Below are 25,674 nucleotides of genomic sequence, written 5' to 3'. Positions count from 1 at the left end.
GTGTCGTGGGTGGGGCGCAGCCGTGGCCGGGGGCGTTGTCAGACCCGGCCCCTACTGTGGGGGACATGGCTGCGGTGGAGGCGGGTGTGGTGGTGGAGCGAGTGGAGCAGGTGCGGCTGGTGCCCTGGGGGGAGGGGGACTTCTGGTTGCTGGAGCGGACCAACAGTCCGGAGATGACCGCGCATCTGGGCGGGCCCGAGAGCGCGGAGAAGCTCGTCGCGCGGCATCGGCGGTACGTCGAGCTGTCGGCGGGCCGGATGTACCGGGTCACGCTGGTGGAGAGCGGGGAGACGGTCGGCTCGATCGGGTTCTGGGAGCGCGAGTGGCGGGACGCGACGGTGTGGGAGACCGGGTGGGGGATCCTGCCGGAGTTCCAGGGGCGGGGGCTGGCCGCGTGGGCGGCCCGAGCACTCATGGCCGAGGCACGGGCCGCGGGCGGACACCGGTATCTCCACGCCTTCCCGAGCGTGGAGCACGCGGCGTCCAACGGGGTCTGCCGCCGGGCGGGCTTCACGCTGCTGGGACAGGCCGAGTTCGAGTACCCGAAGGGGCACTGGCTCACGTCCAACGACTGGCGGTTCGATCTGGAGGGAGGGGAGGGCTGAGGCGATTCAGGTGTGAGGTGATGCCCGTCAGTCCGTCAGCCCGTCAGCCGGTCAGGGGGTCGTGGGTTCGGCTTGGGTGGCGTCCGTGAGCTCCCGTACCACTCGGGTCGCGACCGGCACCTTCACGCCGTGGCGGTCCGCCGCGCGGAGCAACGCCCCGCCGATCGCGTCCAGTTCGAGCGGGCGGCCGGCTTCCGCGTCGCGCTGCATCGAGGACTTCATGGTGGCGGGGAAGGCGTCGTAGCGGGCGAGGGCCTGGGCGGGGTCCGAGGGACCTCCGCAGGCAGCGCTGACGGCGGCCGTCTCCTGGACGAGAGCGGTGAGTTCGTCGCGGTGGCGGGTGCGGACGTCACCGAGGGGGAGGCCGTGCAGGGTGGTCAGCAGGGCGAAGGGGGCGAGGAAGGACATCTTGGCCCACAGGGTGGCCGACTCGTCGTCCAGGACGCGGGTTCGGGGGCCGGCCTCGGTGAGGGCGGCGGCGAGTGCGTCGAGGCGGTCGCGGGGGACGCCGTCGCCGGTCAGGTCGAGCTCGGCGAAGGGGCTGCCGTGTTCGATGACACCGGGGGCGATCCTCGTCGACTCGACGCGGATCACCGCCGGGGCGACCCGGTCCGGGCGGTAGCGGGCGCGGAGGGACGCCGGGTGTTCGACGCCGTTCAGCACGGGGACGATCAGGCCGTCGCCGAGGGCCGTGGGCGGGACGCGGTCCAGGGCGGCGTCGAGGGAGGTGTGCTTGACGGCGACCACGCAGGCGTCGACGGGTTCGCGGAGTTCGGTGTCGGCCTCGACGGGGGTCGTGAAGTCGCCGAAGGCCCCGCTGCGGACCTGGATGCCGGTGGTGCGCAGGGTGGTCGCCGTGGTCTCGCCGGCCAGGCAGATCACGCGGTGTCCGGCACGGGCCAGGAGGGCGGCGAGGAGGCCTCCGGTGCCGCCGGGGCCCAGGACGGCCACGGTGAGTTCTCGGTGTGCAAGGTGGTGCGCGGAGTCGTGCGCCATGGTGAGTGGGTTCCTCTCGTCGGTCGGCCCCGGGGTCGGTGGCCGCCTCGGCGAGGATCATGGCATTCGGCAGGGGCGGACGGAAGCGCCGATCCGCTCCGGGAGGGAGACTGTCGGTATGTGCCGCAGTATCAAGACGCTTCGTCCGCCCGTGTTGCCCGAGGAGGCGACGGAGGAGGAGATCCGGGCCGCCGCGCTCCAGTACGTGCGCAAGGTCTCGGGGTTCCGCGCCCCGGCCGCCCACAACCAGGAGGTGTTCGACCGCGCCGTGGAGGTGATCACCGAGGCAACCGCGGAACTCCTGGCCAACCTGGAGGTCCGCGGCGCCCCACGACGAGCGGCGGGGTGAGCGGGGTCCCGGGGGAGCGCGCAGGGCGCCTGGTTGGGGGGGGAGTCGGCCCTGAGGTGAGCGCGCTGGGGTGAGTGTCCGGGGTGACGTCGGCGGGGTGTGCTCGGCCCAGAGGGAGCGGGGCTTCGGGGGGGAGCTGGGCGGGAGGAAGTGAACACCTGGGGTTTACTGCCCCTGGGTGCTCCGGGTCCGGGGGTGCGTGGGCCTTGTGGGCGCCCCGGTTGACCTGGCTTTAGGGGTGGCTGGCCCTGGGACAGGCGTCCCGGGGTAAGTATGTCCGGGGTGACCTGGGGGGCGTGTGCTGGGTCCAGCCGGAGCGGGGCTCTGAGGTGAACGTGTCCCGGGTGAGCCGCCGGACGGGCCTCGCCCTCAGGTGGGCCGGCGGTGTCCCTAGCGTGCCGTTTCCGGGCGGCGGCGCATGACGTAGCCCGCTCCCGCGCCCGCGCCGAAGAGCGCTGCCACCGACACCCCCGTCGCCAGCCATGTCGCCCCCAGCCAGTGCGCGCCGAAGTAACCGAGGGCGACGCTGTACGCGGCCCAGGAGAGGCCGGCGAGGGCGGACCAGGGGAGGAAGTCGCGGGCCCGGCGGTGGGCCGTACCGGCGAGGAGGGAGACCACCGAGCGGCCGGCCGGTGCGAAGCGGGCCAGCACCACCAACGCCCCGCCCCCCGCGGCCAGTGCGTCGCCGAGACGTTCCTGCGCCGTGGTGAGCCGACGCGAGCGGGCGATGGCGCGGTCGAGGCGTGCGCCGCCTCGGAAGGCGAGGCGGTAGGCCGCGAGGTCGCCGAGGACGGAGGCCGTCGTCGCGCAGAGGATCAGGGCAAGGACGTCGGGGACCCGCCCGGTCGCCGCACTGCCCGCGGCCGCCGCCGTAGCGGCCGTGATGACCAGCACCCCGCTCGGCAGCAACGGCAGGAACACATCGAGGAGCACCGACAGCGCGACCATGGCGTAGATCCATGGACTGCCGGTCAGCGACCCCAGACTCTCCAACACCCGCGACTCCCCGTGATTCCCCCGTGGACAGCCATACAGCGTACGCGCGGGGTGTGACAGGAGATTCACGGGGGGCTCATGAGATGGACGCGGCATGTTCACCCGGCTGCCGGGTCCGGGCACCGCAGGACGGCTTCCGGACGCGCCGGTGCCCTCCCCACGGACATGAGGAGGGCACCGTACGAGGTCGGCTCAGACCGCCACCGGCTCGGCGGCCGGCTTCCGTTCCGTCGCTGCGCGCTTCGCGAACAGCCGGTCCAGGCCGAACGCGCCGGACCCGGTGAAGACCAGCAGCAGGAAGGCCCAGCAGAACATCGCCGCGGCCTCGCCGCCGTTCTCCATGGGCCACAGGGCCGTCGGCTGGTGGACCTTGAAGTACGCGTACGCCATGGAACCCGCCGCGACGAGCGCGGCGACGCGCGTGCCCAGGCCGAGCAGCACGAGGGCGCCGCCGACGAGCTGGATCACGGCCGCGTACCAGCCGGGCCAGGTACCGGCCTCAAGGGTGCCGCCGGTGCCCGCGGCACCGCCGAGGACGCCGAAGAGCGAGGCGGCGCCATGACAGAGGAAGAGCAGGCCGACGACGATGCGGTACAGGCCGAGGGCGTATGGCTGGGCGCTGTTGAGGCGTCCGGTCATGTGGGGGACTCCTTCGGTCGGGTCGGTCCCACGAGGGGGGTCGCCCCAGGGGGATGGGACCGAGTGAGCCATCCACGGTAGGTGCCCCAAGTCAATGCTTGCAAGTTCAACATTTGGCCACGGATTCGTCTCAGTCGCCCCATCCGTTTCGCTCGGAGCCGCACGTGAGAGGGCTTTTGCGGCCCTGTCCGCTTCCGAAAGTGTGTCCGAATCCACCTCTGGGTGGGTTCCCCGCCGCGGCACGAACTCCCTTGCGGGGAAACCCTCTTGACGATCCATCAAGCAGTGAGCACTGTCACACCTTCGGAAGCCGGGACTTCTTCTGCCCGCTCTCGCCGGTGAGTTCGGACTCCGACACCGTGCGCAGGTGGGTCCGCCCTTCCGACTCCCGCGCCTGCTCCAGCCGCAGCTCGGCCGAACGGCCGTCCAGCGTCAGCGTCATGAGCTGGTTGCCGAACCACGGGCCGCCCGTGTGCCGCCAGGACACCGGCGGTTGCTCACACCGGCCGTGCCGCGCGAGGCGCCGCCCCAGCGCCCGCGCGGTCGCACTCCAGCCGAAGCGGAAGCCGAACCGGATGTAGCCGGGGACGGAGTTGTGGACGGGGGAGCAGGTGAGCTGGAGGACCCGCGCGTCGGGACCGCCGGTGTGCCACTTCGGCTCGGCCACGTACGCGTGGTGCACGTCCCCCGACAGCACCAGCACCGTCGCCGGCGCCTCGGGCCCCGATCCGACCTCGGCGATCAGGTCCGCCAGGGCCGCGAAGGACCGCGGGAACGCCGCCCAGTGCTCCAGGTCCGCCTTGCGCCGCAGGTCCTCCCCGAACCGGGCCCAGCGTGCCCCGCGCTCCCCCCGGCACAGCGCCGCGTCCCAGGCCTCGGCGTCGTGCACCAGGTGCGGCAGCAGCCAGGGCAGCGAGGTGCCGATCAGGAGATGGTCGTAGGACGAACGCTCCTCCAGCACCTGTTCGCGCAGCCACGCGGCCTCGCCGGGGTCGAGCATCGAGCGGTTCTCCTCCTCGAGGACGCGGGCCGCGCGGGAGTCGACCATGAGCAGCCGCACCCGGCCGAAGTCGCGCCGGTAGCTCCAGCGCACCGAGGCCGCGTCGGCGTCGGCCTTGCAGGCGAAGGCGCGCAACTCGTCGGTGCCGTCCGGGGATCGCCGTACGGCGGCGTAGAGCGGGTCGGCGGCCAGTTCGGTCGGCGGGAGGTTGCCGAGGTGCTGGTAGACCCAGTACGACATGAGGCCGCTCAGCAGGCGCTCGCGCCACCAGGAGACGGCGCGCATGTCCTCCAGCCAGGACGCGGAGGTGTTCCAGTCGTCGATGACGTCGTGGTCGTCGAAGATCATGCAGCTGGGCACGGTGGACAACAGCCAGCGCACCTCGGGGTCGAGCCAGGACTCGTAGTAGAGGTGGGTGTACTCCTCGTAGTCCGCCACCTGGTCGCCCGGCGGGTCGCTCAGATCGCGGCGGGCGGCCAGCCACCGCTGGGTGGCCGGGGAGGTCTCGTCGGCGTAGACCTGGTCGCCCAGCAGCAGCAGGACGTCCGGGCGCTCGCCGCCCGGGTCGGCGGCGATCCGGGTCGCGAGGGTGTCCAGGGCGTCGGGGCCGACGGGGTCCTTCTCGCCCTCCGGGGGCGCGGCCCAGCGGCAGGAGCCGAAGGCGACACGGACCGCGGCGTCCGCGGCGGGCGTGTGGATGACCGACGGGGGGAACGGCGAGTCGGGCAGCGGCCACACACGCGTGCCGTCCAGGAACACCTCGTACGACCGGGTCGTGCCGGGGGTGAAGCCGTCGACCGGGACGAGGGCGTAGTGGTGGCCCGCGATCTGGAAGGTGTCGGACGCGCCGGTGGTGCCGTCCGAGCACCGCACCTCGGCGGCGCACGGACGGCTCGTCTCGACCCACACGGTCGCGGACGAGCCGTCGACGTACCTGAGCAGGGGGCCAAGCCGCAGATCGGTCACGTGATCCTCCTCCGTCGCCCCGTACGGTACGGAACGACGGAGGCCTGCGGGGAGGTTCCGGCGCGGAATCGTCAGCAGTTCGCGAGGTAGTTCGTCAGCGCGGTCTTCTCGGCCGAGTCGACGGAGAGGTCGTAGTAGTACTTCACCTGGACCCAGGCGCGGACGTAGGTGCAGCGGTACGAGGTCAGGGACGGCATCCAGGTGGCCGGGTCCTGGTCGCCCTTGGACTGGTTCACGTTGTCGGTGACCGCGAGGAGCTGCGGGCGGGTGACGTCGTTGGCGAAGGACTGGCGGCGGGCGGTGGTCCAGGCGCTGGCGCCGGAGTCCCAGGCCTCGGCGAGCGGGACCAGGTGGTCGATGTCCACGTCGGAGGCGGCGGTCCAGGTGGCGCCGTCGTAGGGGGAGTACCAGCTGCCGCTGGTGGCGGCGCAGGCGGAGTCGGTGACGACGTTCGAGCCGTCCCGCTTGAGGATGTACTCGCGCGTGTTGCAGGTGCCGCTGATGGTGATCCAGGTCGGGAACAGGTCCCGGGCGTAACCGGTGCGGTTCTCGGTGGCCACCGTGAGCGAGGCGAGGTAGGTGCGGGCGGTGGCCGCGCTGACGGGGGTGGGGAGGGCGGCGGAGGCGGTCGGGCCGTTGAGGACCGCGACGGAGGCTATGAGCGCGGTGAGCGCTCCGAGTATGCTGAGCCGTCGACGCGCGTAGAACTTCGGCATGCGAACTCCCTTGGGGGGCGGGGGCGTTGGAGCGCGAGCGATCGAATGCTCGCGGCTCCGTGTTGCGGGGAGATGTGCGTTCGGTGAGAAGTTAGTGACGCGTACATGACACGACAAGGTTTACGGCGAAACGATCACGTAGACTTGACCGGAGTTGAAGGGGAGTAGCTCTTCGCCGGACCGTCGACATACTGCTCAGCTCGTCTGAGCCGGCGCCCGGAGGCAGGTCTTCACGGACCGGCCAGCGAGACCTTCGGCCAGTAGTGCACTGACTGTGTGCTGCCGTGCCGGGGCGTCGTTTCGCAGGAACACTCTCGGTGGGGCGGCCCCGACCGATTGAGGACCCTTGATCAGCCTGACCGTGACGGCCGTCGTGTTCGGCGTCGTCTTCCTCGCCGAACTGCCCGACAAGACCGCGCTCGCGGGCCTCGTCCTGGGCACCCGCTACCGCGCCTCGTACGTCTTCGCGGGCGTCGCCGCCGCCTTCGCGCTGCATGTCGCGCTCGCCGTCGCGGCCGGCAGCGTGCTGACCCTGCTGCCGCAGCAGATCGTGCAGGCGCTCACGGGCGTGCTCTTCCTGGGCGGCGCGGCCGTCCTGCTGCTGAAGAAGGACGACGGCGAGGAGGAGATCCGCAAGCCCGAGGACCAGTCCTTCTGGAAGGTCGCCGGGGCCGGGTTCATGCTCATCCTGGTCGCCGAGTTCGGTGACCTCACCCAGATCATGACCGCCAACCTCGCGGCCCGTTACGACGACCCGCTCTCCGTGGGCCTCGGCGCGGTGCTCGCGCTGTGGGCGGTGGCCGGGCTCGGCATCGTGGGCGGAAAGGCCCTGATGAAGCGGGTTCCGCTGAAGCTGATCACCAAGGTCGCGGCGCTGCTGATGCTGGCGCTCGGGCTGTGGAGCCTGTGGGAGGCCGTGGCCGGCTGAGCTGAACGGTGAGTGAACAGTTCCGGGTGGTTCCCGAAGGCGGTGGCGAGAACCCGTCCCGGTTTTGTACCGTGGAGGAACAAAGTGGCTCCCGCCCGTTTTCCCTGACCGGCGGGCGGGGCCGCCTTGTCTCTGTCGACTGTGCTTGGAGTTGCCGATGACGGCCGCCGTGTCCACCGTGCTCACCGCCCGCGCCCTCCTGCTCGACATGGACGGCACCCTCGTCAACTCCGACGCCGTCGTGGAACGCGTCTGGCGCCGCTGGGCCGAACGGCACGGACTCGACGGCGACGAGGTCATGAAGGTCGTCCACGGCCGCCAGGGCCACGCCTCGATGGCGCTCCTGCTGCCCGAGCGGCCCGTGGAGCAGAACCTCGCGGACAACGCGCGCATGCTCGCGGAGGAGACCGCCGACATGGACGGCGTGGTGGCGGTGCCGGGGGCGCCCGAGTTCCTGGCGTCCCTGCGCGGGCTGCCGCACGCGCTGGTCACCTCGGCCGACGTCCCGCTGGCCACGGCACGGATGGCGGCGGCGGGACTCGCGCTCCCGGAGGTCCGGATCACCGCCGAGTCCGTCGGGGCGAGCAAGCCGGACCCCGAGGGGTTCCTGAAGGGGGCGGCCGAGCTGGGTGTCGCGCCCGCGGACTGCGTGGTCTTCGAGGACTCCGGCGCGGGCATCGCGGCGGGCCGCGCCGCGGGGATGCGGGTGGTCGGGATCGGGGCGCGGGCGGGGCTGTACGGCCCGGACGTGACGGTGGCGGACCTGACACGGGTGAGGGTGGAGGGTCTGGCGGACGGGGGCGTACGGCTGCGGGTCGGTTAGGCGGAGGTCTCCCGTGGGGGCGGCCCTCACTCCGGGGGCCCACCGACCCTCACTCCGGGGCCCAGCGGCCCTCGCCCCGGGGGCCCCTTACTGGACGTCATCCCCCGGGGTCCCTCGTCGGCGCCCGTCACCCGGTAAGGCGACCTAGGGTTCCGTCGTCTCCGACTCGAGGCGTTGCCGGGTCACCAGGTCGTACACCCCGTACTCCGCGGGCTGGACGCCCCGGGCCCACTGGTACCGGCTCACCGCGTCCTCGACGCCCTCGTTGTAGTGGCCGCTCGCCTTCCTCGTGTACAGCCCCAGCTGGGTGAGACGCAGTTCGAGCTCGACGACCTCGGGTCCCTCCGACCCCCGCCGCAGCACCGGCGGAGCCGCCTCCCGGGCCGCGTCCGACTCGGCCGCCGAGTCCGTCGCCGCGGAGGCCGTCGGGGTGGCCGCGGGCGCCGTCGAACGGGACGGGCTCGGCGAGGCGCTGGACACCGACGCGGACGGCGAGGCCGAGGTGCTCTCGCTCGCCGTCGGGGACGGGGGCGCGGCGGGCGGTCGTACGGACTCCGTGGTCCGGGACGGCGACGCGGACGCGGGGGTCGTCGTCGCGTCGGGGACGGCCGGTCGCACGTCCTGCGGGGCCGCCTCGTCCCGGGACGGCGACTCGTACGCGAACAGCCCGCTGGCGAAGCCGGCCGCGGCCACCACGGCCACGACCGCTCCTGCCGCGGCGAGGAGGACGGTGGGGCGGCGGGAGCGGGAGCGGCGGGGGTGGTCGGCGGTGGGTGTGTCGGGGGTGGCCGGGGGGTCTGTCGCCTGGAAGAGGCTCAGGTCGGCGGGGAGTGCCCTTGTTTCGTGGGGTGCGGGTGCGGGCGGGACGGGCCGTAGCGGCATCGTCTCCTCGGTGGCGGGCACCTGGGGTACGGGGGTGGTCTCGTCGTCCAGATCCACGTACGGGCGTATGCGGAGCGGGTCGAAGTCCTCCGCCGCCGCGGCCTCCGCGGTGCGCGTCTCGCGCAACGCGTCCGCCGCGCGCCGGGTGCAGCCGCAGGACGGGGTGTGGTCGGCCCCTCTGGGTGCCCCGCACTCCGGGCACAGATGACTGTTCGACTCCGCCATGTGTTCGTCCCTCCCCTCACAAACCCCAGAGATTATGCAGAACCCCTCCACAGTCGGTGTACGGAAGCCCCCGGAACAACAGCTTCCAAAAGGACTCGACAGGCCATAAACGGTCACACCGACCACGATGGAGCTGTAACGAGAGCCCCGGGAGGTCTTCATGACGGCGGATGCGCAGGGTATGACGGGGAAAGTGCGAGACACCGGAGAAGAACATGTGTCCGGCAACGTCCTCGTCTCGATCGGGGCCCTGCTGCTCGGCATGCTGCTCGCCGCGCTGGACCAGACGATCGTCTCCACCGCGCTGCCCACCATCGTCAGCGATCTCGGCGGGATGGAGCATCTGTCCTGGGTGGTGACGGCGTATCTGCTGGCCTCCACCGCCGCGACCCCGCTGTGGGGCAAACTCGGGGACCAGTACGGGCGCAAGCGGCTGTTCCAGACCGCGATCGTGATCTTCCTGATCGGGTCGGCGTTGTGCGGCATGGCCCAGGACATGCCCCAGCTCATCGCGTTCCGGGCCCTGCAGGGGCTGGGCGGCGGCGGGTTGATGGTGCTGTCGATGGCGATCGTCGGCGATCTCGTCCCGCCGCGGGAACGCGGGCGCTACCAGGGGCTGTTCGGGGCGGTCTTCGGGGCGACGAGTGTGCTCGGGCCGTTGCTGGGCGGGCTGTTCACCGAGCATCTGAGCTGGCGGTGGGTGTTCTACGTCAACCTGCCGGTGGGCGTGGTCGCGTTGGCCGTCATCGCGGTCGTGCTGCGGATTCCGCGCAGGTCGGCGAAGCATGTCATCGACTACCTGGGGACGTTCCTCATCGCCGCCGTCGCCACCTGTCTGGTGCTGGTGGCCTCCCTGGGCGGCACGACGTGGGGCTGGGGGTCGCCGCAGATCGTCGGGCTCGCGGTGCTGGGCGTGGCGCTGGCGGTCGCGTTCGTGGCGGTCGAACGGCGGGCCGCGGAGCCGGTGTTGCCGATGAAGCTGTTCCGGATCCGGACCTTCGCGCTGTCCGCCGTCATCAGCTTCATCGTCGGGTTCGCGATGTTCGGGGCGATGACCTATCTGCCGACGTTCCTCCAGGTGGTGCAGGGAGTCTCGCCGACGATGTCCGGCGTGCACATGCTGCCGATGGTGTTCGGGCTGCTGCTGTCCTCGACGGTCTCCGGGCAGATCGTCAGCCGTACCGGGCGGTGGAAGGTGTTCCCGGTCGCGGGGACGGCCGTCACGACGCTGGGGCTGCTGCTTCTGCACCGGCTCGACGAGGGCAGCTCCACCTGGGTGATGAGCGTGTACTTCTGTGTGTTCGGGCTGGGGCTCGGGCTCGTCATGCAGGTGCTGGTGCTGATCGTGCAGAACGCGGTCTCGTACGAGGATCTCGGCGTCGCCACGTCCGGTGCGACCTTCTTCCGGTCGATCGGGGCGTCCTTCGGTGTCGCGATCTTCGGCACGGTGTTCGCGAACCGGCTCGGGGACAAACTGGCCGAGGCGCTGCGGGGGGCTCAACTGCCGCCCGGCGTCTCGGTGTCCGGGCTGGAGTCCGACTCCCGGGGGCTCGGGGAGCTGCCGGCCGCGTTGCGTCCCGCGGCGCTGCACGCGTACGCCTCGTCCATCACCGACGTCTTTCTGTACGCCGCGCCCGTCGCGTTCCTCGGGTTCCTGCTCGCGTGGTTCCTCAAGGAGGACCGGCTGCGGGGGTCGGTCACGGCGCCCGACGTCACCGAGACGCTGGCCAGCAATCCGGTGGAGCGGTCGTCGTACGACGAGGTGTGCCGGGCGCTGTCGCTGCTGGGGACCCGGCAGGGGCGGCGGGAGGTGTACCGGAAGATCACGGAGCGGGCCGGGTACGACCTGCTGCCGGCGTCGAGCTGGCTGGTGCTGCGGATGCGGCGGTACGGGTGGGTGGAGCCGGCGCTGCTCACGGAGCGGACGTCCGTGCCGCTGAGCGTGATCATCGAGGCGGCTCGGCAGGTGGAGGAGCGGGGGCTGGCGGAGCGGGAGGGGCTCGATCTCCGGCTCACGGATGCGGGGCGGGAGGTTGCCGTGCGGTTGGCTTCCGCGCGGGAGGAGTCGTTGGCGGAGCTGCTGGGGGACTGGTGGGGGCCGGATCGGCCCACGGATCTGGTCCAGTTGGTGAAGTCCCTGAACGACGAGCTGTGCGGGTCGGATCGGGAGGAGCCGCGTGGGGGTGGGGCGGGGGCTCGGTTGTGAGGCGGGCGGGTGCGGGTTCGGTGGGGGCGGGCGTTTTTGCGCAGTTCCCCGCGCCCCTGAAATGCCTGCGGCGGCCTGTCGCTGTCCGGTGGGGGCGTGCGTAGCGCGTCCTGGTCGTCTCCGGGTCGGGGCCGGGGTGGGGGGTATCCGTCCTCGGTCCGGCGGCTCGGTCCATCGAGAAGGGGACCTGTAACGGACGCCGGCCGCTGCGGGCGGACACCCCCCACCCCGTCCCCTGCGCGCCGTCGGCGGCGAACGGTGCGTGGGGGCGCACGTCCAGATGACCCACCCAGGGGCGCGGGGAACTGCGCGACCAGCCACGACGCACCCGTAGCCGCACGACAACCGAACCCGGCACCCCCTAGGCGGCCGCGTTCACACATGCGGAGACGGTTTGAAGGGGGAGTTCACGGCAACCCGGCTGATATGTCAACAGGCCTGATCATCGCTCTGATCGTGATCGTGGCGGCCGTCCTAGTCGTGGCGGCCGTCCTGACCCTGCGAGGCCGGGGCCCGCAGCACGGCCGGGGCCTGAAGCGCCGCTTCGGGCCCGAGTACGACCGCGCCGTGGCCCGGCACGACGGGGACGAGAAGGCCGCCGAGCGCGAACTCACCGAGCGCGTGGAGCGGCACGGATCCCTGCGCGAGCAGCCCCTCGAACCGGCGCGGCGCCAGCAGTACGAGGAGCGCTGGACCGCCGCCCAGGAACGCTTCGTCGACTCCCCTCGGGAGGCCGTCGCCGAGGCCGACCGGCTGCTCGCCGAGCTCGCCAAGGACCGCGGTTTCCCGGACGGCGGGCAGTACGAGGAGCAGTTCGCCGCGCTGTCCGTGCACCACGCGCACCACGTGCACGGCTACCGGCGGGTGCACACCCTGGCCGGTGCCCGTGTGAACGCCGACCGGGACGGCGACGGGCGGGTGAACACCGAGGAACTGCGCGAGGCCATGGTCGAGGCGCGGGCGCTCTTCGAGGACCTCGTCGGGCCGCCGCAGCGCCGCGAGGAGTCCCGCACCCCCACGGACGAGTCCCAGGTGCGCGCGGGCCAGCCCCGCGACGGCCGTGAGAACGGCCGCGGCCACCTTCCGTGGGCATTCAACAGGCGTCACGCGAAGGGGAGTTGAGTGACATGACGGATGCCACGAGCAGGCCGGGCGCCGACGGCACCCGGGGCGAGGGCAGGATCGGCGGCAAGGGCACGACCGGTGAGCCCACGGGCGCGCACAGCCCCCTGGTGACTCCCACCGAGACCGAGGCGCCGGATCTGGGCACGTCCCGCGGTGAGCGGGACGGGGACGGCCGTACCGAGCGTACGGGTCGTACGGAGGAGCGCGTGGGCCGCCGTACGGAAGAGCGTGCGGACGGCGTCGAGGGCGCCGGGCGTCGTGAGTCCGTGCCGGGCGCGGTGCCCCCCGCCGGCGACCGGGACGGTGTGCGCGGCGGCGAGAGCGGTTTCGGTCGCGACTCCGGCGAGCGCGGCCTCGGCCGTGAGTCCGGCGAGTCGGGCCTCGGCCGTGACTCCGCTGCCGGTGGTGACAAGACCTCCGCCGTTCGCGGTGCCTCCGGGCATGACTCCCGGCTGCTGCCGCACGAGGAGTGCGACAAGCTCAGTACGCGGCTCCAGCACGCCGTCGCCGGGTTCGTCGACGAGCCCCGGTCCGCCGTCGAGGAGGCCGACCACGTGCTGGAGGAGGTCGCCGCGCGGTTCGCCGACGCGGTGAAGCAGCGTCGGCGTACGCTGCGCAACTCCTGGCAGACCGGCGAGGGCGGTCAGGGCAAGGCCGTCGGCGCCGGTGACACCGAGCAACTCCGGCTGGCGCTGCGGGACTACCGCGAGCTGACGGAGCGGTTGCTGCACAGCTGACGTCCCGTTCGTACACACGACCGGCCTGTTGCCCGGACCCGGGCAGCGGGCCGGTCTGCGTTGCCTTGCACCGGACACCGCCGTGCCGGGCGATTTATCATGCGGCGGCGGTGGTCCAACGGGGGCGCCGCGCAAGGAACCATCCAGGAGGAGCGCACGTGCTCGAACTCACCATGGCCGTCGTCACCGCGGCGGAGGAGGGTGCCACGGCCGGGATGCAGATGACCGAGGCGCCCAGTGACCCGGGCACCGTGCTGCGTGTGGGCCGGGACAAGTCCGTGTGCCGGCTCGTGACGCCCGACGACTGGCTGTTCGTCTCCCGGGTGCACCTGGAGTTCCTGTGCGGACCCGAGGGTGTCTGGCAGGTGACCTGGCTCCAGGGCTCGCAGCCCGATCCCTCGTCCGAGGTACAGCTGGTCTCCGGGGCCTACGCCCAGCCGCTGGTCTACGGCGGCTCCGTGACCCTGCCCCGGGGCGGCAACGGCGAGATCGTCATCCGCGACCGCACCGCCCCGCGCAGCGTCAACGTCGGCTTCTACCACGAGGTCTGAGCGGGACGGCCCCGACGGCAGGAGGGGTTACGGCAGCACTCGTGCCAGCGCGAAGCCGTCGTAGCCCTTGCTGCCCACGGTCTGGATCGCCGTGGCGCTCAACTTCGGGTGCCGGCCGATGAGTTCGAGGGCCGTGCGCGTCCCCCGGACGTCGGGGGCCGGGTTGTCGGGGTCGGCGACCCGGCCGTTCCGTACGACGTTGTCGACGACGATCAGGCTGCCCGGGCCGGTGAGCTTGAGCGCCCACTCCACGTAGTGCGGGTTGTTGCCCTTGTCGGCGTCGATGAAGACCAGGTCGAAGGGGGGCGGGTTCTCGTCGGCCAGCCGGGGCAGGGAGTCCAGCGCGGCACCGACGCGGATCTCGACGACCTTGTCGAGGCCCGCGCGGGCGATGTTGCGGTTCGCGACCTCGGCGTGCCGCGGGTCGTACTCCAGGGAGACCAGGCGGCCGTCGGCGGGCAGGGCGCGGGCCAGCCAGATGGTGCTGTAGCCGCCCAGCGTGCCGAGCTCCAGGATCGTGCGGGCGCCCTGGATCTGAGCCAGGAGCTGGAGGAGCTTGCCCTGCGGCGCCGTGATGGCGATGGACGGGAGACCGGCGGTCTCACTGTCGCGCAGGGCGCCCCGGAGTGCTTCGTCCTCCGGGGCGAGGTGGGTGGTGAAGTAGTCGTCGACGTCTTCCCAGAACTGCGACTCGCTCATACACCTGTGCCTTTCATCGGCCTAGTTAGGTCAGCTAACTAGTTGCGCTAATGAATATAGGCGTGCTCCCGGCTCCTGTCAGGGCAATTACCGCTGAGGCGGGGAGCCCGGCAGCGGCCGGCCCGCCGACTCCGTCATGAACCACACCGCCACGCCGCCGATCACGGCCGCGGCCATCATGTAGTAGGCGGGCATCATCATGTTCCCCGTCGCGCCGATCAGCGCGGTCACCACCAGCGGCGTCGTGCCGCCGAAGAGGGACACCGAGACGTTGAAGCCGATGGAGAGGGAGCCGTAGCGGACCCGGGTCGGGAACAGGGCGGGGAGGGCCGACGGCATCGCTGCCGTGAAGCAGACCAGGAGCAGGCCCAGCGCGCCCATGCCGAGGGCGATCGCGAACAGGCTGCCCTGGCGGATCAGCAGCAGGGCCGGGACCGACAGGAGCAGGAAGCCGGCGCAGCCCGCGGCGATCACCGGGCGGCGGCCGACGCGGTCGCTCAGGGCGCCGGCGAAGGGCTGGACGACCATCATCAGCGCCATCACGGCCAGGACGACCAGCAGGCCGTGGGTCTCGTCGTACTTGAGCTCGCTGGTCAGATAGCTCGGCATGTACGACAGCAGCATGTAGTCGGTGACGTTGAAGACCAGGACCAGGCCGACGCAGAGCAGCAGCGCCCGCCACTGGCCGGTGATCATCTCGCGCAGCGGGACCTTCGGGCGGCTCGACTCGGCCTTGTCGACCTCGGCCGCGAACGCCGGGGTCTCCTCCAGGCGCAGCCGCAGGTAGAGGCCGATGGCGCCCATCGGGCCCGCGATCAGGAACGGGATCCGCCAGCCCCAGGACACCAGGTCCTCGGTGGACAGCAGGGCCGTCATCAGGGTGACCAGGCCGGCGCCGGCGATGTACCCGGCGAGCGTGCCGAACTCCAGCCAGCTGCCGAGGAAGCCGCGCCGCTTGTCGGGGGCGTACTCGGCGATGAAGGTGGAGGCGCCCGCGTACTCGCCGCCGGTGGAGAAGCCCTGGACCAGGCGGGCGGCCAGGAGGAGCAGCGGGGCGCCGACGCCGATCGAGGCGTACGACGGGATCAGGCCGATGGCGAAGGTGCCGGCCGCCATCATGATCATGGTGACGGCGAGGACCTTCTGGCGGCCGACGCGGTCGCCCAGCGGGCCGAAGACCAGTCCGCCGAGCGGGCGGACCAGGAAGGCCGCGGCGAAGGCGCCGAAGGTCGACAGGAGCTGGGCGGTCGGGTTCCCGGACGGGAAGAAGACCTTGCCCAGGGTGACCGCGATGTAGCTGTAGACGCCGAAGTCGAACCACTCCATGGCGTTGCCCAGGGCGGCGGCCTTCACCGCGCGCTTCACGAGCGCCGGGTCGACGGTGACGGCTTCGGGCGTGTCGGGGGTGCGGGGGGTGTGGACCGAGGGGGTGATGGCTGGAGCACTCGGCAAAACTTCGCTCGCCTGCCTTTCGACGGGGACAAGGGCAAAAAGCGACCATAAGGGGACTTGACCGGGTCACGCGGCGCCCCTTTTCGGTCACCGAGCGTGCATAAATGTGCTGTATGCAGGTACTCGGCTCCGGATCCGATACCCCGCTTTCCGGATCTCATGTGATCCTTCTCGCGCCCTGCGCGCGCAACCGGATGGTGCGCGGACTATCGTCATCCGGACAAAAGGAGATCGGGCGTCAGGTGAAGCGGGGGTTCCCTGCGTCCTCCCTCATGGACTCGTGGCACGGACGGGACGGGAGGCCGACGAGGCGTGGCGAATGCGGAGCACAGTGGGACCAGCGAGGTCCAGGCGCGGCTGCGCGCGGCCAGGCTCGCCCTGTGGCTGGTGGCTGCCGTCCTCGCGGTACGCCAGGTGGCCGTCGTCCTCAGCACCCCCAAGGGCGAGCGCCTGACGGACCTGGAGACCTGGGTCGGCCCGGACGGCGTCCTGCATGTGAAGGGTTCGCTCTACGACTCTACGCAGTTCACCGGTACTCCCTTCGGGGGACTCGTCCTCAAGCCCCTGACCCGGGCGGCCGAGCAGGCGCTCGGCTGGGGCTGGACCTTCGGCACCCTCCTGCTGGTCGTCGCCCTCGGCCTGGTCGTCGCCCGCGCCCTGCCCCGGCCGGTCAGCCGCCGCACCGCGCTGTTCGCCGCGCCGGTCGCGATCAGCCTCCTCATGCTGTCGCTGCCCGTGCGCAACACGCTCTACCTCGGCCAGACCAGCATCATCCCGGTCCTGCTGGTCCTGCTCGCCTGCTTCACCGTCCGTGACCAGCGGGCCGCCGGCCTGCTCATCGGCCTCGCCGCGGCCCTCCAGCCCACGGTCCTGCTCTTCGGCGCCCTGCTCTTCCTCACCGGCCGCCGACAGGCCGCCCTGACCACCGGCGCGACCTTCGCCGCGAGCACCGCGCTCGCCTGGGCCGCGATGCCGCACGACTCGTACACCTACTGGGTGCACCACCTCGCGGGCACCGGCCTCGGCGGACCCGCCGACGCTCTCGCCAACCAGTCCCTGCACGGACTGCTGCTGCGCCTCGGGGTCTCCGGTTCGCTGGAGATCGCGCTCTTCCTGGTGCTGGGCGCGGGGGTGGCCTTCCTCGGCGTCCGCCGGGCCGTGCGCTACGCGCGCGACGGCCAGCTGCTGCTCGCGGTCGCGATCACCGGCTGCGCGGCGATCGCCGTCTCGCCGACGGCCTGGCAGCACCAGCTGCTGTGGGTGCTGCTCGCGGTCGTCGGGCGGGTCGGGAAGCGGGCCTCCGACCGGTATGTGTGGCCGGTCGCCATCGTCGTGGTGATGACGCTCCCGGCGAGCATGCTGCTGCCGCACATCTCGGCGCTGTACCCCCTGCGGGACAACGCGGTGCTGCTGGCCGCGCTGGCCGCCGCCACGGTGATCCCGTTCCTGTCCCGGACCTCGCCGTACTACGCGACCCCGATCCCCACCCGGTACGCCCCACCGGTTCCCGCCCGGTTCCGGCACGTGCCGTTGCTGCCGTTCCTGCGCCGGGTGCTGGCCCGGCCGAACCTGCTGCTCGAACTGCTGCTGATTCGTGTCACCTACGCCGCCTACCAGCAGGTCAGACTCGCGGCGACCGGCGGCAGCAACTCCGCGGGGCGGCTCACCGCCGAGAAGCACGGGCAGCAGGTCCTCGACCTGGAGCGATGGCTGCACATCGACATTGAGCACTGGGTCAACCACGCGGTCGTCAAGGTCGACTGGCTGCGGAACTTCTTCGACTACTACTACACGTCCTTCCACTTCGTGGTGCCGCTGAGCGTGCTCGCCGTCCTGTACTGGCGGCGACCGGTGGACTACCGGTGGGCCCGGGCGTCGCTGGGGTTCGCGACGCTGCTGGCGCTGGTCGGGTTCTGGCTCTACCCGCTGGCACCGCCCCGGCTCATGCCGACGCTGGGGATCATCGACACCGTGCACGGCGTGCAGGACTTCTCGAAGCCGGACTACGGCACCCTCACCGCGCTGACCAACCAGTACGCGGCGATGCCCTCGCTGCACTTCGGGTGGTCGCTGTGGTGCGGAGTGGTGATCGCGATCGTCGCGCCGAAGTGGTGGATGAAGGCGCTGGGGCTGCTGCACCCGCTCTTCACCGTGTCGGCGATCGTGGCCACCGGGAACCACTGGGTGCTGGACGCGGTGGGCGGAGCGGCGGTCGTCGCCGGCGGGTTCGGGCTGTCGTACCTGTTCCAGGGGCCGCGGGCCCGCGTGTTGGCCGTGGCGGCGGAGGACGCTGGGGAACGGTCGCTCGTGAAGCGGTGAGTGGGCCCGCTGGGGTGCTCCGGGAGGGGCGCGTCCTTGTCGCCGTTGGACCACAATGGTGGCGGAGGCGGCATGGACGTGGACGTGGCTCTGCTGGAGGGGCGGGACGCCGGGCGGCGGCAGGCCTGGGGTGAGGCGCACGCGCTGCTCGGGGCCGCCGATGCCGTACGACCGCTCGACACCGCGGACGTCGAACTGCTGGCCGAGGCCGCGGACATGCTGGGGCACGGGGACGAGGCGATCGTGCTGCTGCGCCGGGCCTTCAGCGCGTACGCCGAGGAAGGGGCCGTGGGAGCGGCTCTGCGCTGTGCCTACTGGTTGTGCAAGGGGCTGGCCTGGGGTGGGGAGTTCGCGCAGTCGGGGGCCTGGCTGGGGCGGGCCCGGCGCCTCTCGGAGAGCGATCCCGGCTGCCAGGAGTGCGCCTATCTGCTCATGCTGGAGGCCGAGCTGCACTTCCGGGCCGGTGAGCACGCTCCGATGATCGACGTGGCCCGGCGCCTGGACAAGGCCGTCGGGGCCGGGGCGGACGCCGATCTCGTGGCCGGCACGGCGATGACCCTCGGGCTCGCCCTGGTCAGCAACGGCGACACCGCGGCCGGACTCGCCCAGCTGGACGAGGCCATGGTGGCGGTCGCCGAGCGGACCATGTCGGCCCGGATGACCGGGATGATCTACTGCGTCGTCATCGGCACCTGCCAGGAACTCCAGGAACTGAGCCGCGCCCAGGAGTGGAGCGAGGCCCTCGCCGAGTGGTGCGCCGCCCAGCCCGACTTCTCCGGCGCCTACCGGGGACTGTGCCGGGTGCACCGGGCGGCCCTCCTCCAGCTCGGTGGCGACTGGCCGGACGCCGTCCACGAGGCCCGCCTCGCCTGCGCCCAGCTCACCGCCGGGTACGGGGAGGCCGTCGCGGGCTGCGCGTACTACCAGCTCGCGGAACTGCACCGGCTGCGGGGCGCGTACCCGGAGGCCGAGCAGGCCTACCGCGACACCCTGCGCTACGGCTGGGACACCCAGCCGGGCCTTGCACTGCTCCGGCTCGCCCAGGGCCGGCGCCCGACCGCCCTGGCGGCTCTCCGCCGGGCCCTGGCGGAGACCGGGGAGCCGATGCGGCGGGCACGGCTGCTGGCGGCCGCGGTGGAGGTGCTGTTGGCGGGTGGAGAGGCTGGGGTGGCGGAGGCGGCTGAGGACGGTGGGGACGGTGGGGGTGACCTCACCGAGGCCGCCCGGGCGGCCGATGAACTCGCGCTGATCGCCGACGCCCAGGGTGCCGCCGCGCTGCGGGCGACGGCCGGGCAGGCGCGGGGTGCCGTGCGACTGGCCGAGGGCGACGCAAAGGCGGCGCTGCCCGCGTTGCGGGAGGCCGGGCGGTGGTGGCGGGAGCTGGAGGTGCCGTACGAGGCGGCGCGGGTCGGGGTGCTGGTGGGCCTCGCCTGCCGGGCGCTGGGGGACGAGGACTGCGCGGTGCTGGAGTTCGACACGGCCCGCCAGACCTTCGAGCGGCTCGGCGCCGGACCGGACGCGCGGCGGGCGGCACGGCTCACGGGCGGGGGCCGTTCCGTCCTCTCACCCCGCGAACTCGAGGTCGTACGGCTGCTCGCGCGGGGCCGGACCAACCACGCCATCGCCACCGAGCTGGTCCTCAGCGAGAAGACGGTGGCCCGGCACCTCAGCAACATCTTCGTCAAGCTCGACGTGGGCTCCCGCACCGCGGTGGCGGCGTACGCCTACGAGCACGGGCTGCTCGGGCCGGACGGCTCTGCGTAGAACCACCCATGCCGGGCCCGTACCGGATGGGCATTGCTGTCGATGCGCGCGCCCGGCCCGCGCGGCGAGCATCGAAGCGTGTCCGACGACGTGAGAACCCTCCGCGAACAGGTACGGACGGCCCGGCTGAGGCTCGCCGACTGTGCCGCGGACCTCGGGGTGCTGCTGCGGGTGAGCGGCGAGTACGCCGAGGCGGAGCGGGTGCTGCGGCAGGCCGTGGAGATCTACGAGGCCGACCGCCGGACACGGACGGGGGCCGGCCGAACCGCGGCCGACCGCAGGACCGAGGAGCCGGCATGAGCAGCGAACAGCGGCACGAGCACATCGAGACCGTGGTCGTCGGGGGCGGACAGGCGGGGCTCGCGACCGGGTACCACCTCGCGCGCCGCGGCCGCCCCTTCGTGATCCTGGAGGCGGGCGAGCGGATCGGCGACTGCTGGCGGGAGCGCTGGGACTCGCTGCGGCTGTTCAGCCCCGCCCGCTTCGACGGCCTGCCGGGACTGCCCTACCCCGGCGACGACTGGTCGTTCCCGACCCGCGACGAGTTCGCCGACTACCTCCAGGCGTACGCGGCCTGGGCGGAGCTGCCGGTGCGGACCGGGGTGCGGGTGCGGAGGCTGTCGTACGACGGGACGCGGTACGTCGTCGAGACGGACGGGGAGTCGACGTACACCGCCGACAACGTGGTGGTCGCGGCCGGGTACGACCGGCTGCCCAAGGTGCCGGACTTCGCGGCCGAACTCCACCCGGACGTACGGCAGTTGCACGCCGTCGCCTACCGCGGTCCGGGTCAGCTGAACGACGGGCCGGTGCTGGTCGTCGGGGCCGGGAACTCGGGGGCGGACATCGCGCTGGAGCTGTCGGCGACGCGGCGCGTCCTCCTGTCCGGGCCGCATCCGGGACAGATCCCCTGGCGGATCGAGCAGCGGGTGTCCCGGGCGCTGACCCCGGTGCTGTTCTTCCTGTTCCGGCACGTGCTGACCGTACGCACGCCGATGGGGCGCAAGCTGCGGCCCAGGGTGCTCGCGCACAGCGCGCCGCTGATCCGGGTCAAGGCGCGGGACCTGAAGGCGGCCGGGGTCGAGCGGGTGGCCCGGACGGCCGGAGTGCGGGACGGGCGGCTGGAGCTGGCCGACGGCACCCGGCCCGAGGTGGCCAACGTGCTGTGGTGCACCGGGTTCCGCCCGGACACCTCGTGGATCGACCTGGACGTGTTCGACGCGGACGGGGAGCCCGCGCAGCGGCGCGGAGTCGTCGAGGGGCGGCCCGGACTGTACTTCGTGGGGCGGCTGTTCCAGTACGCGATGGCCTCGTCGATGATCCAGGGCGTGGGACGGGACGCGGAGTTCGTCGTACGGCATCTCGCGGGGCGGACCGGCCGGGCACCCGTGGCGGCACGGACCGCCGGCTCGCGCAAGCCGTCGGCCCGTGGCGCCGGAACCGGGGTCAGCCCAGGGTGACCTGGAGCTCCTTGACGCCGTTGATCCACGCCGAGCGCAACCGGCGTGGATCGCCGGCCGCCCGGAGGTTGGGCATGGCGTCGGCGATCGCGTTGAAGATCAGGTCGATCTCCAGGACCGCCAGGGACTTGCCGAGGCAGTAGTGCGGGCCGCCGCCGCCGAAGCCGAGGTGCGGGTTGGGGTCGCGGGTGATGTCGAAGACGTCCGGGTCGGTGAAGACCTCGGGGTCGTGGTTGGCGGCGGCGTAGAAGATGCCCACCCGGTCGCCCTTCTTGATCTGCTGCCCGCCGAGCTCGGTGTCCTGGGTGGCCGTGCGCTGGAAGGCGTTGACGGGGGTCGCCCAGCGGACGATCTCCTCGGCGGCCGTCGAGGGGCGTTCCGCCTTGTACTTCTCCCACTGGTCGGGGTGGGTGAGGAAGGCGTGCATGCCGTGGGTGATGGCGTTGCGGGTCGTCTCGTTGCCGGCGACCGCGAGCATCAGCACGAAGAAGCCGAACTCGTCGGAGTTCAGGCTGCCTTCGTCCTCCGCCGACACCAGTCTCGTGACGATGTCCTCGGCCGGGCACTGCTTGCGGTCGGCCGCCATGTTCATCGCGTAGGCGATGAGCTCCATGGCCGACTCCTGGCCGACCTCCTCGGTGATCGCGTACTCGGGATCGTCGTACGAGATCATCTTGTTGGACCAGTCGAAGATCTTCGCCCGGTCGTCCTGCGGGATGCCGATGAGCTCGGCGATGGCCTGGAGGGGCAGTTCGCAGGCGACCTGGGTGACGAAGTCGAAGGAGGCGCCGGGCAGCGCGCGGGCGGTCTCGACGATCGCGTGGGCCCGGTTGCGCAGGCGTTCCTCCAGGGCGCGGATCGCCCGGGGGGTGAAGACCCGCTGGACGATCCCGCGGACCCGGGTGTGCTCCGGCGGGTCCATGTTCAGCAGGATCAGGCGCTGCGCGTCGATCGCGTCCCGCTGAATGTGCTCGTTGAAGCGGATGATCGCCGTGTTGAGGTACGACGAGAAGATCTCCGGGTGGGTGGAGACGTACTTGACGTCCGCGTGCCGGGTGACCGCCCAGTACCCCTCGTCCTGGAAGCCGGCGATGTTGCCCGACTGGGGGATCCAGCGCACCGGTTCGGCCCGGCGCAGTTCGGCGAACTCCGGCAGCGGTACGCGGCTTTGCAGCAGGTCGGGGTCGGTGAAGTCGAACCCGTCGGGAAGCGCTGGACACTGCATCGGCAACTCACTCCAGCTGTTCGACAGCTTTCTGACGGCCCATCAGGAACAGAGCTGCCGTGAAGGTAGTAACGGGTTCTACAAGAGGCAAGGGGTGCGGAGACCTCAATTGCCTGCAAGACCCTTGCGGTGGTGGATGAATCGTCAGCAGACTGCAAGCAGCGCGCCAACTAGAACACGTACTAGTTCCAGAGTTTTCGGAGTTCCAGGGATCCGTTCGGAGGAGAGGACCCGCACCCATGGCCGCCGAACCCGTGATCGTCGAAGCCGTCCGCACCCCCATCGGCAGGCGCGGTGGCGCGCTCGCCAATCTGCATCCCGCCTATCTGCTGGGCGAGACCTACCGTGAACTCCTCGGCCGGACCGGCATCCCCGCCGACGCGGTCGAACAGATCGTCGGCGGCACGGTCACGCATGCCGGCGAGCAGTCCATGAACCCCGCGCGCACGGCCTGGCTGACGGTCGGGCTGCCCTACGAGACGGCGGCGACGACGGTCGACTGCCAGTGCGGCTCCTCCCAGCAGGCCTCCCACATGGTGGCCAACATGGTCGCGGCCGGAGTCATAGACGTCGGGATCAGCTGCGGGGTCGAGGCGATGTCCCGGGTGCCGCTGGGGTCGGGCTCCAAGCACGGGCCGGGCAAGCCGTTCCCCGACGAGTGGAACGTGGACCTGCCCAACCAGTTCGAGGCGGCCGAACGCATCGCCCGGCACCGGGGGCTGACCCGCGAGAACGTCGACTCGCTCGGTCTGATCTCCCAGGAACGGGCGGCCGTGGCCTGGTCCGAGGAGCGCTTCAAGCGGGAGACCTTCGCGGTCCAGGTGCCGACCACCGAGGACGAACAGCGGGCCGGGCAGGGCATGTGGCGGCTGGTGGACCGGGACGAAGGGCTGCGGGACACGTCCATGGAGGCGCTGGCCGGCCTGAAGCCGGTCATGCCGACGGCGATCCACACGGCGGGCAACTCGTCCCAGATCAGCGACGGGGCCGCGGCGATCATGTGGGCGTCGAAGCGGATGGCGCGGGCGCTGAAGCTGAAGCCGCGGGCGCGGATCGTGGCACAGGCGCTGGTCGGTGCCGACCCGCACTTCCATCTCGACGGACCGATCGACGCGACCCGCGCGGTCCTCGGCAAGGCGGGCATGTCCCTCAAGGACATCGACCTCGTCGAGATCAACGAGGCGTTCGCGTCGGTGGTGTTGAGCTGGGCCCAGGTCTTCGAACAGGACCTGGAGAAGGTCAACGTCAACGGCGGCGCGATCGCACTCGGGCATCCGGTGGGGGCGACGGGGGCGCGGCTCATCACGACGGCGCTGCACGAACTGGAGCGCGCGGACAAGGAGTTCGCGTTGATCACGATGTGTGCGGGGGGTGGGCTGGCCACCGGCACGATCATTCAGCGGATGTAGGAGTCCTGCGTCGCGGCCCCTACCGCGGGGACGGGCTCGGCGGCTTGGTGCACTTCGACATGGCGCTCAACGCGAGGGCGCCGGATGCCGAGGAGGGCACCCGATCCTTGATGTCGCCCGGAATGGGACCGACGCCCGTGATGATGTCCCAGCCGCCCGACTCCAGGAAGGTGGCGCCGTCGGCATCCACATCGCCCCGCACGCGCCATCCGCGCTCCTTGAGCCGGCTGACCACGCGCAGCAGGTCCTTCTTGCCGGGCTCGGTCCGGGAGAAGGCGGTGGAATCCGCCACGCATTCACGCTTCCACGGGTCCTTGACCACGGTCAGCCCCAGGTCGAAGGCCTCGGTCGCGTAGCGGAAGTCGCTGATCACGTCGTCCCGGGTCTTCTCTTTCGGGGAAGGCGCCGGGGACGGCGGGGCAGCTGTGGAGGCCACGGACGGCGACCGTGGTGCGGACGCTGGGTCCGCGCTCGCCGTACAGGCGGTGGCGAGTAAGGAAGCCGCCACGACTCCCATGGTCCAGGCATGTCGGAACACGCTTGCGTCTCCCCCCAGAGATGATCAACACCAAGGGTCGGATTCTGCCATGGACATGCTCTGGTGTCCTGTGAAGCGGCGGTGGCTCCACCGATGAGTTCCGACCGCTGCCGCCGTCCTTGCTCTCAGGAGGTGGTCGCGATGGGCGCGGCGGAGCGGGAAGAGGCTCTTCGGCGGTTGGACGGTCTGGTCGGGGAGTGGGTGGTCGAGGCCGAGTTCCCCGGGCAGGAGGCCGGCTCGGGGCGGAGTGTGTTCGGATGGGAGCTCGGTGGGCAGTTCCTGGTGCAGCGGACGCTGGCGCCGGATCCCGCGCCGGACAGCATGGCGATCGTGTCGGTCGAGCCGGAGACCGGGGCGTACACGCAGCACTACTTCGACTCGCGGGGTGTCGTACGGCTGTACGCGATGACCTTCGACGGCGAGGTGTGGCAGCTGCTGCGTGAGGAGGAGGACTTCTCCCCGCTGTCCTTCCGGCAGCGCTTCACCGGGCGGCTGAGCGCGGACGGCGACAGCATCCACGGGGTGTGGGAGCAGTCGAAGGCCGCGTCGGCGGAGTGGGAGACGGACTTCGCGCTGACGTACCGAAGGAGCCGCTGAGATGCGGCCGAGCAGGGAGAACGCACGCGAAATCGTCGAGGCGAGCCGGTATCTGGTGCTGGCCACGGCGGACGCGGAGGGACGGCCGTGGAGTACACCGGTCTACTTCGCGCATGCCGGGTGCCGGGACTTCTTCTGGGTGTCCTCGCCGGAGGCGGTCCACTCGCGGAACATCGCGGTGCGGCCCGAGGTGGGGATCGTCGTCTTCGACTCGTCGGCGGAGATCGGTACCGGGCAGGGGGTGTACATGTCCGCCGTCGCCGAGGAGGTCGTGGAAGGGGCCGAGGAGGTGTTGGAGGTGTACTCACGGCGGACGCTTCTGCACGGCGGGCGGGTCTGGACCCTCGACGACGTGCGCGGCGCCAGTGGGATGCGGCTCTACCGGGCGGTGGCGCAGGCGCACTCGATGCTGGCGAAGGACGGACGGCCGGATCACCGGGTGAGGGTGTAGCGGATCCGACGCCCCG

The 25,674-nt window shown here is 71.7% G+C and carries 25 protein-coding genes; 15 read left to right on the top strand and 10 right to left on the bottom strand.

Annotation, left to right across the window (positions count from 1 at the left end; all coding sequences use genetic code 11):
* Window positions 1-65: 65 nt before the first annotated feature.
* On the top strand, window positions 66-605 hold the full coding sequence (locus AC2XR2_RS13070) for a GNAT family N-acetyltransferase (protein WP_491515121.1): 540 nt from the start codon (window positions 66-68) through the stop codon (window positions 603-605).
* A gap of 51 nt (window positions 606-656) precedes the next feature.
* On the opposite strand, the gene AC2XR2_RS13065 is transcribed toward AC2XR2_RS13070, so the two are convergent.
* Window positions 657-1,601 carry a ketopantoate reductase family protein gene (locus AC2XR2_RS13065; protein WP_491515120.1) on the bottom strand — a complete coding sequence of 315 codons (945 nt, stop codon included), beginning with the start codon at window positions 1,599-1,601 and terminating at the stop codon, window positions 657-659.
* 118 nt (window positions 1,602-1,719) lie between these two features.
* On the opposite strand from AC2XR2_RS13065, the gene AC2XR2_RS13060 reads away from it, so the two are divergent.
* Entirely contained in the window at window positions 1,720-1,950 is a 231-nt protein-coding gene (locus tag AC2XR2_RS13060; RefSeq protein ID WP_381303198.1) for a DUF2277 domain-containing protein, read from the top strand.
* 390 nt (window positions 1,951-2,340) lie between these two features.
* Here the strand turns inward: AC2XR2_RS13060 and AC2XR2_RS13055 are convergent, their stop codons facing one another.
* The 4 genes from AC2XR2_RS13055 to AC2XR2_RS13040 form a co-directional block, all read right to left on the bottom strand.
* A complete protein-coding gene (locus AC2XR2_RS13055) occupies window positions 2,341-2,898 on the bottom strand; it encodes a DedA family protein (protein ID WP_491518441.1) in 558 nt (185 codons plus the stop codon).
* 240 nt (window positions 2,899-3,138) lie between these two features.
* Window positions 3,139-3,585, bottom strand: a complete 447-nt coding sequence (locus AC2XR2_RS13050) for a DoxX family protein (protein WP_491515119.1) — start codon at window positions 3,583-3,585, stop codon at window positions 3,139-3,141.
* A gap of 295 nt (window positions 3,586-3,880) precedes the next feature.
* Window positions 3,881-5,551 (bottom strand): alkaline phosphatase D family protein, encoded by a 1,671-nt coding sequence (locus AC2XR2_RS13045; RefSeq protein WP_381303194.1) that lies wholly within the window; start codon window positions 5,549-5,551, stop codon window positions 3,881-3,883.
* 71 nt (window positions 5,552-5,622) lie between these two features.
* Entirely contained in the window at window positions 5,623-6,267 is a 645-nt protein-coding gene (locus AC2XR2_RS13040; protein ID WP_330267269.1) for an HNH endonuclease family protein, read from the bottom strand.
* Between the two features lie 346 nt (window positions 6,268-6,613).
* Here AC2XR2_RS13040 and AC2XR2_RS13035 point away from each other — a divergent pair, with 346 nt between their 5' ends.
* Both AC2XR2_RS13035 and AC2XR2_RS13030 read left to right on the top strand, forming a co-directional pair.
* The gene (locus tag AC2XR2_RS13035; protein WP_330267270.1) at window positions 6,614-7,195 is read left to right on the top strand and encodes a TMEM165/GDT1 family protein; all 582 of its coding nucleotides are present in this window, start codon (window positions 6,614-6,616) and stop codon (window positions 7,193-7,195) included.
* A 157-nt stretch (window positions 7,196-7,352) separates the two neighbouring features.
* Entirely contained in the window at window positions 7,353-8,018 is a 666-nt protein-coding gene (locus AC2XR2_RS13030; protein WP_381303190.1) for an HAD-IA family hydrolase, read from the top strand.
* 144 nt (window positions 8,019-8,162) lie between these two features.
* Here the strand turns inward: AC2XR2_RS13030 and AC2XR2_RS13025 are convergent, their stop codons facing one another.
* Window positions 8,163-9,125, bottom strand: a complete 963-nt coding sequence (locus tag AC2XR2_RS13025; protein WP_491515118.1) for a peptidoglycan-binding domain-containing protein — start codon at window positions 9,123-9,125, stop codon at window positions 8,163-8,165.
* Window positions 9,126-9,285: 160 nt separating this feature from the next.
* Here AC2XR2_RS13025 and AC2XR2_RS13020 point away from each other — a divergent pair, with 160 nt between their 5' ends.
* From AC2XR2_RS13020 to AC2XR2_RS13005, 4 genes are all read left to right on the top strand, one after another.
* Window positions 9,286-11,331 (top strand): MDR family MFS transporter, encoded by a 2,046-nt coding sequence (locus tag AC2XR2_RS13020; protein ID WP_491515117.1) that lies wholly within the window; start codon window positions 9,286-9,288, stop codon window positions 11,329-11,331.
* 426 nt (window positions 11,332-11,757) lie between these two features.
* Complete coding sequence (locus AC2XR2_RS13015) at window positions 11,758-12,453, top strand: EF-hand domain-containing protein (protein ID WP_381298920.1); 696 nt, start codon at window positions 11,758-11,760, stop codon at window positions 12,451-12,453.
* Window positions 12,454-12,458: 5 nt separating this feature from the next.
* Window positions 12,459-13,193 carry a hypothetical protein gene (locus AC2XR2_RS13010; RefSeq protein WP_491515116.1) on the top strand — a complete coding sequence of 245 codons (735 nt, stop codon included), beginning with the start codon at window positions 12,459-12,461 and terminating at the stop codon, window positions 13,191-13,193.
* Window positions 13,194-13,351: 158 nt separating this feature from the next.
* Complete coding sequence (locus tag AC2XR2_RS13005) at window positions 13,352-13,744, top strand: FHA domain-containing protein (protein ID WP_330267277.1); 393 nt, start codon at window positions 13,352-13,354, stop codon at window positions 13,742-13,744.
* Between the two features lie 27 nt (window positions 13,745-13,771).
* On the opposite strand, the gene AC2XR2_RS13000 is transcribed toward AC2XR2_RS13005, so the two are convergent.
* Window positions 13,772-14,443, bottom strand: coding sequence for an O-methyltransferase (locus AC2XR2_RS13000; protein ID WP_491515115.1), 672 nt, complete (start codon window positions 14,441-14,443; stop codon window positions 13,772-13,774).
* An 87-nt stretch (window positions 14,444-14,530) separates the two neighbouring features.
* Window positions 14,531-15,895, bottom strand: coding sequence for a glycine betaine/L-proline transporter ProP (proP, locus tag AC2XR2_RS12995; protein WP_381298923.1), 1,365 nt, complete (start codon window positions 15,893-15,895; stop codon window positions 14,531-14,533).
* A 312-nt stretch (window positions 15,896-16,207) separates the two neighbouring features.
* Here proP and AC2XR2_RS12990 point away from each other — a divergent pair, with 312 nt between their 5' ends.
* The 4 genes from AC2XR2_RS12990 to AC2XR2_RS12975 all read left to right on the top strand — a co-directional run bounded on the left by AC2XR2_RS12990 (window position 16,208) and on the right by AC2XR2_RS12975 (window position 21,438).
* The gene (locus AC2XR2_RS12990; protein ID WP_491515114.1) at window positions 16,208-18,214 is read left to right on the top strand and encodes a bifunctional glycosyltransferase 87/phosphatase PAP2 family protein; all 2,007 of its coding nucleotides are present in this window, start codon (window positions 16,208-16,210) and stop codon (window positions 18,212-18,214) included.
* 72 nt (window positions 18,215-18,286) lie between these two features.
* Window positions 18,287-19,978, top strand: coding sequence for a LuxR C-terminal-related transcriptional regulator (locus AC2XR2_RS12985; protein WP_491515113.1), 1,692 nt, complete (start codon window positions 18,287-18,289; stop codon window positions 19,976-19,978).
* Window positions 19,979-20,056: 78 nt separating this feature from the next.
* The gene (locus tag AC2XR2_RS12980; RefSeq protein ID WP_391193193.1) at window positions 20,057-20,278 is read left to right on the top strand and encodes a tetratricopeptide repeat protein; all 222 of its coding nucleotides are present in this window, start codon (window positions 20,057-20,059) and stop codon (window positions 20,276-20,278) included.
* Entirely contained in the window at window positions 20,275-21,438 is a 1,164-nt protein-coding gene (locus AC2XR2_RS12975; RefSeq protein ID WP_491515112.1) for a flavin-containing monooxygenase, read from the top strand. Before AC2XR2_RS12980 ends, AC2XR2_RS12975 begins: the two co-directional genes overlap by 4 nt.
* Here AC2XR2_RS12975 and AC2XR2_RS12970 read toward each other — a convergent pair.
* Entirely contained in the window at window positions 21,425-22,663 is a 1,239-nt protein-coding gene (locus AC2XR2_RS12970; RefSeq protein WP_381298928.1) for a cytochrome P450, read from the bottom strand. The genes AC2XR2_RS12975 and AC2XR2_RS12970 overlap by 14 nt on opposite strands.
* Window positions 22,664-22,902: 239 nt before the next feature.
* On the opposite strand from AC2XR2_RS12970, the gene AC2XR2_RS12965 reads away from it, so the two are divergent.
* Entirely contained in the window at window positions 22,903-24,072 is a 1,170-nt protein-coding gene (locus AC2XR2_RS12965; RefSeq protein WP_330267284.1) for a steroid 3-ketoacyl-CoA thiolase, read from the top strand.
* A 19-nt stretch (window positions 24,073-24,091) separates the two neighbouring features.
* On the opposite strand, the gene AC2XR2_RS12960 is transcribed toward AC2XR2_RS12965, so the two are convergent.
* Window positions 24,092-24,508: a hypothetical protein gene (locus tag AC2XR2_RS12960; protein ID WP_491515111.1), complete on the bottom strand. Its 417-nt coding sequence runs from the start codon at window positions 24,506-24,508 to the stop codon at window positions 24,092-24,094.
* Window positions 24,509-24,751: 243 nt separating this feature from the next.
* Between AC2XR2_RS12960 and AC2XR2_RS12955 the strand changes: the two genes are divergently transcribed.
* Window positions 24,752-25,207 carry a hypothetical protein gene (locus AC2XR2_RS12955; RefSeq protein ID WP_491515110.1) on the top strand — a complete coding sequence of 152 codons (456 nt, stop codon included), beginning with the start codon at window positions 24,752-24,754 and terminating at the stop codon, window positions 25,205-25,207.
* A gap of 1 nt (window position 25,208) precedes the next feature.
* Window positions 25,209-25,658, top strand: a complete 450-nt coding sequence (locus tag AC2XR2_RS12950) for a pyridoxamine 5'-phosphate oxidase family protein (protein WP_381298931.1) — start codon at window positions 25,209-25,211, stop codon at window positions 25,656-25,658.
* Window positions 25,659-25,674 lie beyond the last annotated feature (16 nt).

The organism is Streptomyces sp. LS-MS-L19 (assembly GCF_058382285.1).
This window is presented reverse-complemented; position numbering and strand designations above follow the sequence as displayed.

Excerpts from the sequence above, each read along its gene's own strand:
- AC2XR2_RS13070 (WP_491515121.1), top strand. The coding sequence starts at position 66 with ATGGCTGCGGTGGAGGCGGGTGTGGTGGTGGAGCGAGTGGAGCAGGTG.
- AC2XR2_RS13065 (WP_491515120.1), bottom strand. The coding sequence starts at position 1,601 with ATGGCGCACGACTCCGCGCACCACCTTGCACACCGAGAACTCACCGTG.
- AC2XR2_RS13060 (WP_381303198.1), top strand. The coding sequence starts at position 1,720 with ATGTGCCGCAGTATCAAGACGCTTCGTCCGCCCGTGTTGCCCGAGGAG.
- AC2XR2_RS13055 (WP_491518441.1), bottom strand. The coding sequence starts at position 2,898 with ATGGTCGCGCTGTCGGTGCTCCTCGATGTGTTCCTGCCGTTGCTGCCG.
- AC2XR2_RS13050 (WP_491515119.1), bottom strand. The coding sequence starts at position 3,585 with ATGACCGGACGCCTCAACAGCGCCCAGCCATACGCCCTCGGCCTGTAC.
- AC2XR2_RS13040 (WP_330267269.1), bottom strand. The coding sequence starts at position 6,267 with ATGCCGAAGTTCTACGCGCGTCGACGGCTCAGCATACTCGGAGCGCTC.
- AC2XR2_RS13030 (WP_381303190.1), top strand. The coding sequence starts at position 7,353 with ATGACGGCCGCCGTGTCCACCGTGCTCACCGCCCGCGCCCTCCTGCTC.
- AC2XR2_RS13025 (WP_491515118.1), bottom strand. The coding sequence starts at position 9,125 with ATGGCGGAGTCGAACAGTCATCTGTGCCCGGAGTGCGGGGCACCCAGA.
- AC2XR2_RS13020 (WP_491515117.1), top strand. The coding sequence starts at position 9,286 with ATGACGGCGGATGCGCAGGGTATGACGGGGAAAGTGCGAGACACCGGA.
- AC2XR2_RS13015 (WP_381298920.1), top strand. The coding sequence starts at position 11,758 with ATGTCAACAGGCCTGATCATCGCTCTGATCGTGATCGTGGCGGCCGTC.
- AC2XR2_RS13010 (WP_491515116.1), top strand. The coding sequence starts at position 12,459 with ATGACGGATGCCACGAGCAGGCCGGGCGCCGACGGCACCCGGGGCGAG.
- AC2XR2_RS13000 (WP_491515115.1), bottom strand. The coding sequence starts at position 14,443 with ATGAGCGAGTCGCAGTTCTGGGAAGACGTCGACGACTACTTCACCACC.
- AC2XR2_RS12985 (WP_491515113.1), top strand. The coding sequence starts at position 18,287 with ATGGACGTGGACGTGGCTCTGCTGGAGGGGCGGGACGCCGGGCGGCGG.
- AC2XR2_RS12975 (WP_491515112.1), top strand. The coding sequence starts at position 20,275 with ATGAGCAGCGAACAGCGGCACGAGCACATCGAGACCGTGGTCGTCGGG.
- AC2XR2_RS12970 (WP_381298928.1), bottom strand. The coding sequence starts at position 22,663 with ATGCAGTGTCCAGCGCTTCCCGACGGGTTCGACTTCACCGACCCCGAC.
- AC2XR2_RS12965 (WP_330267284.1), top strand. The coding sequence starts at position 22,903 with ATGGCCGCCGAACCCGTGATCGTCGAAGCCGTCCGCACCCCCATCGGC.
- AC2XR2_RS12955 (WP_491515110.1), top strand. The coding sequence starts at position 24,752 with ATGGGCGCGGCGGAGCGGGAAGAGGCTCTTCGGCGGTTGGACGGTCTG.
- AC2XR2_RS12950 (WP_381298931.1), top strand. The coding sequence starts at position 25,209 with ATGCGGCCGAGCAGGGAGAACGCACGCGAAATCGTCGAGGCGAGCCGG.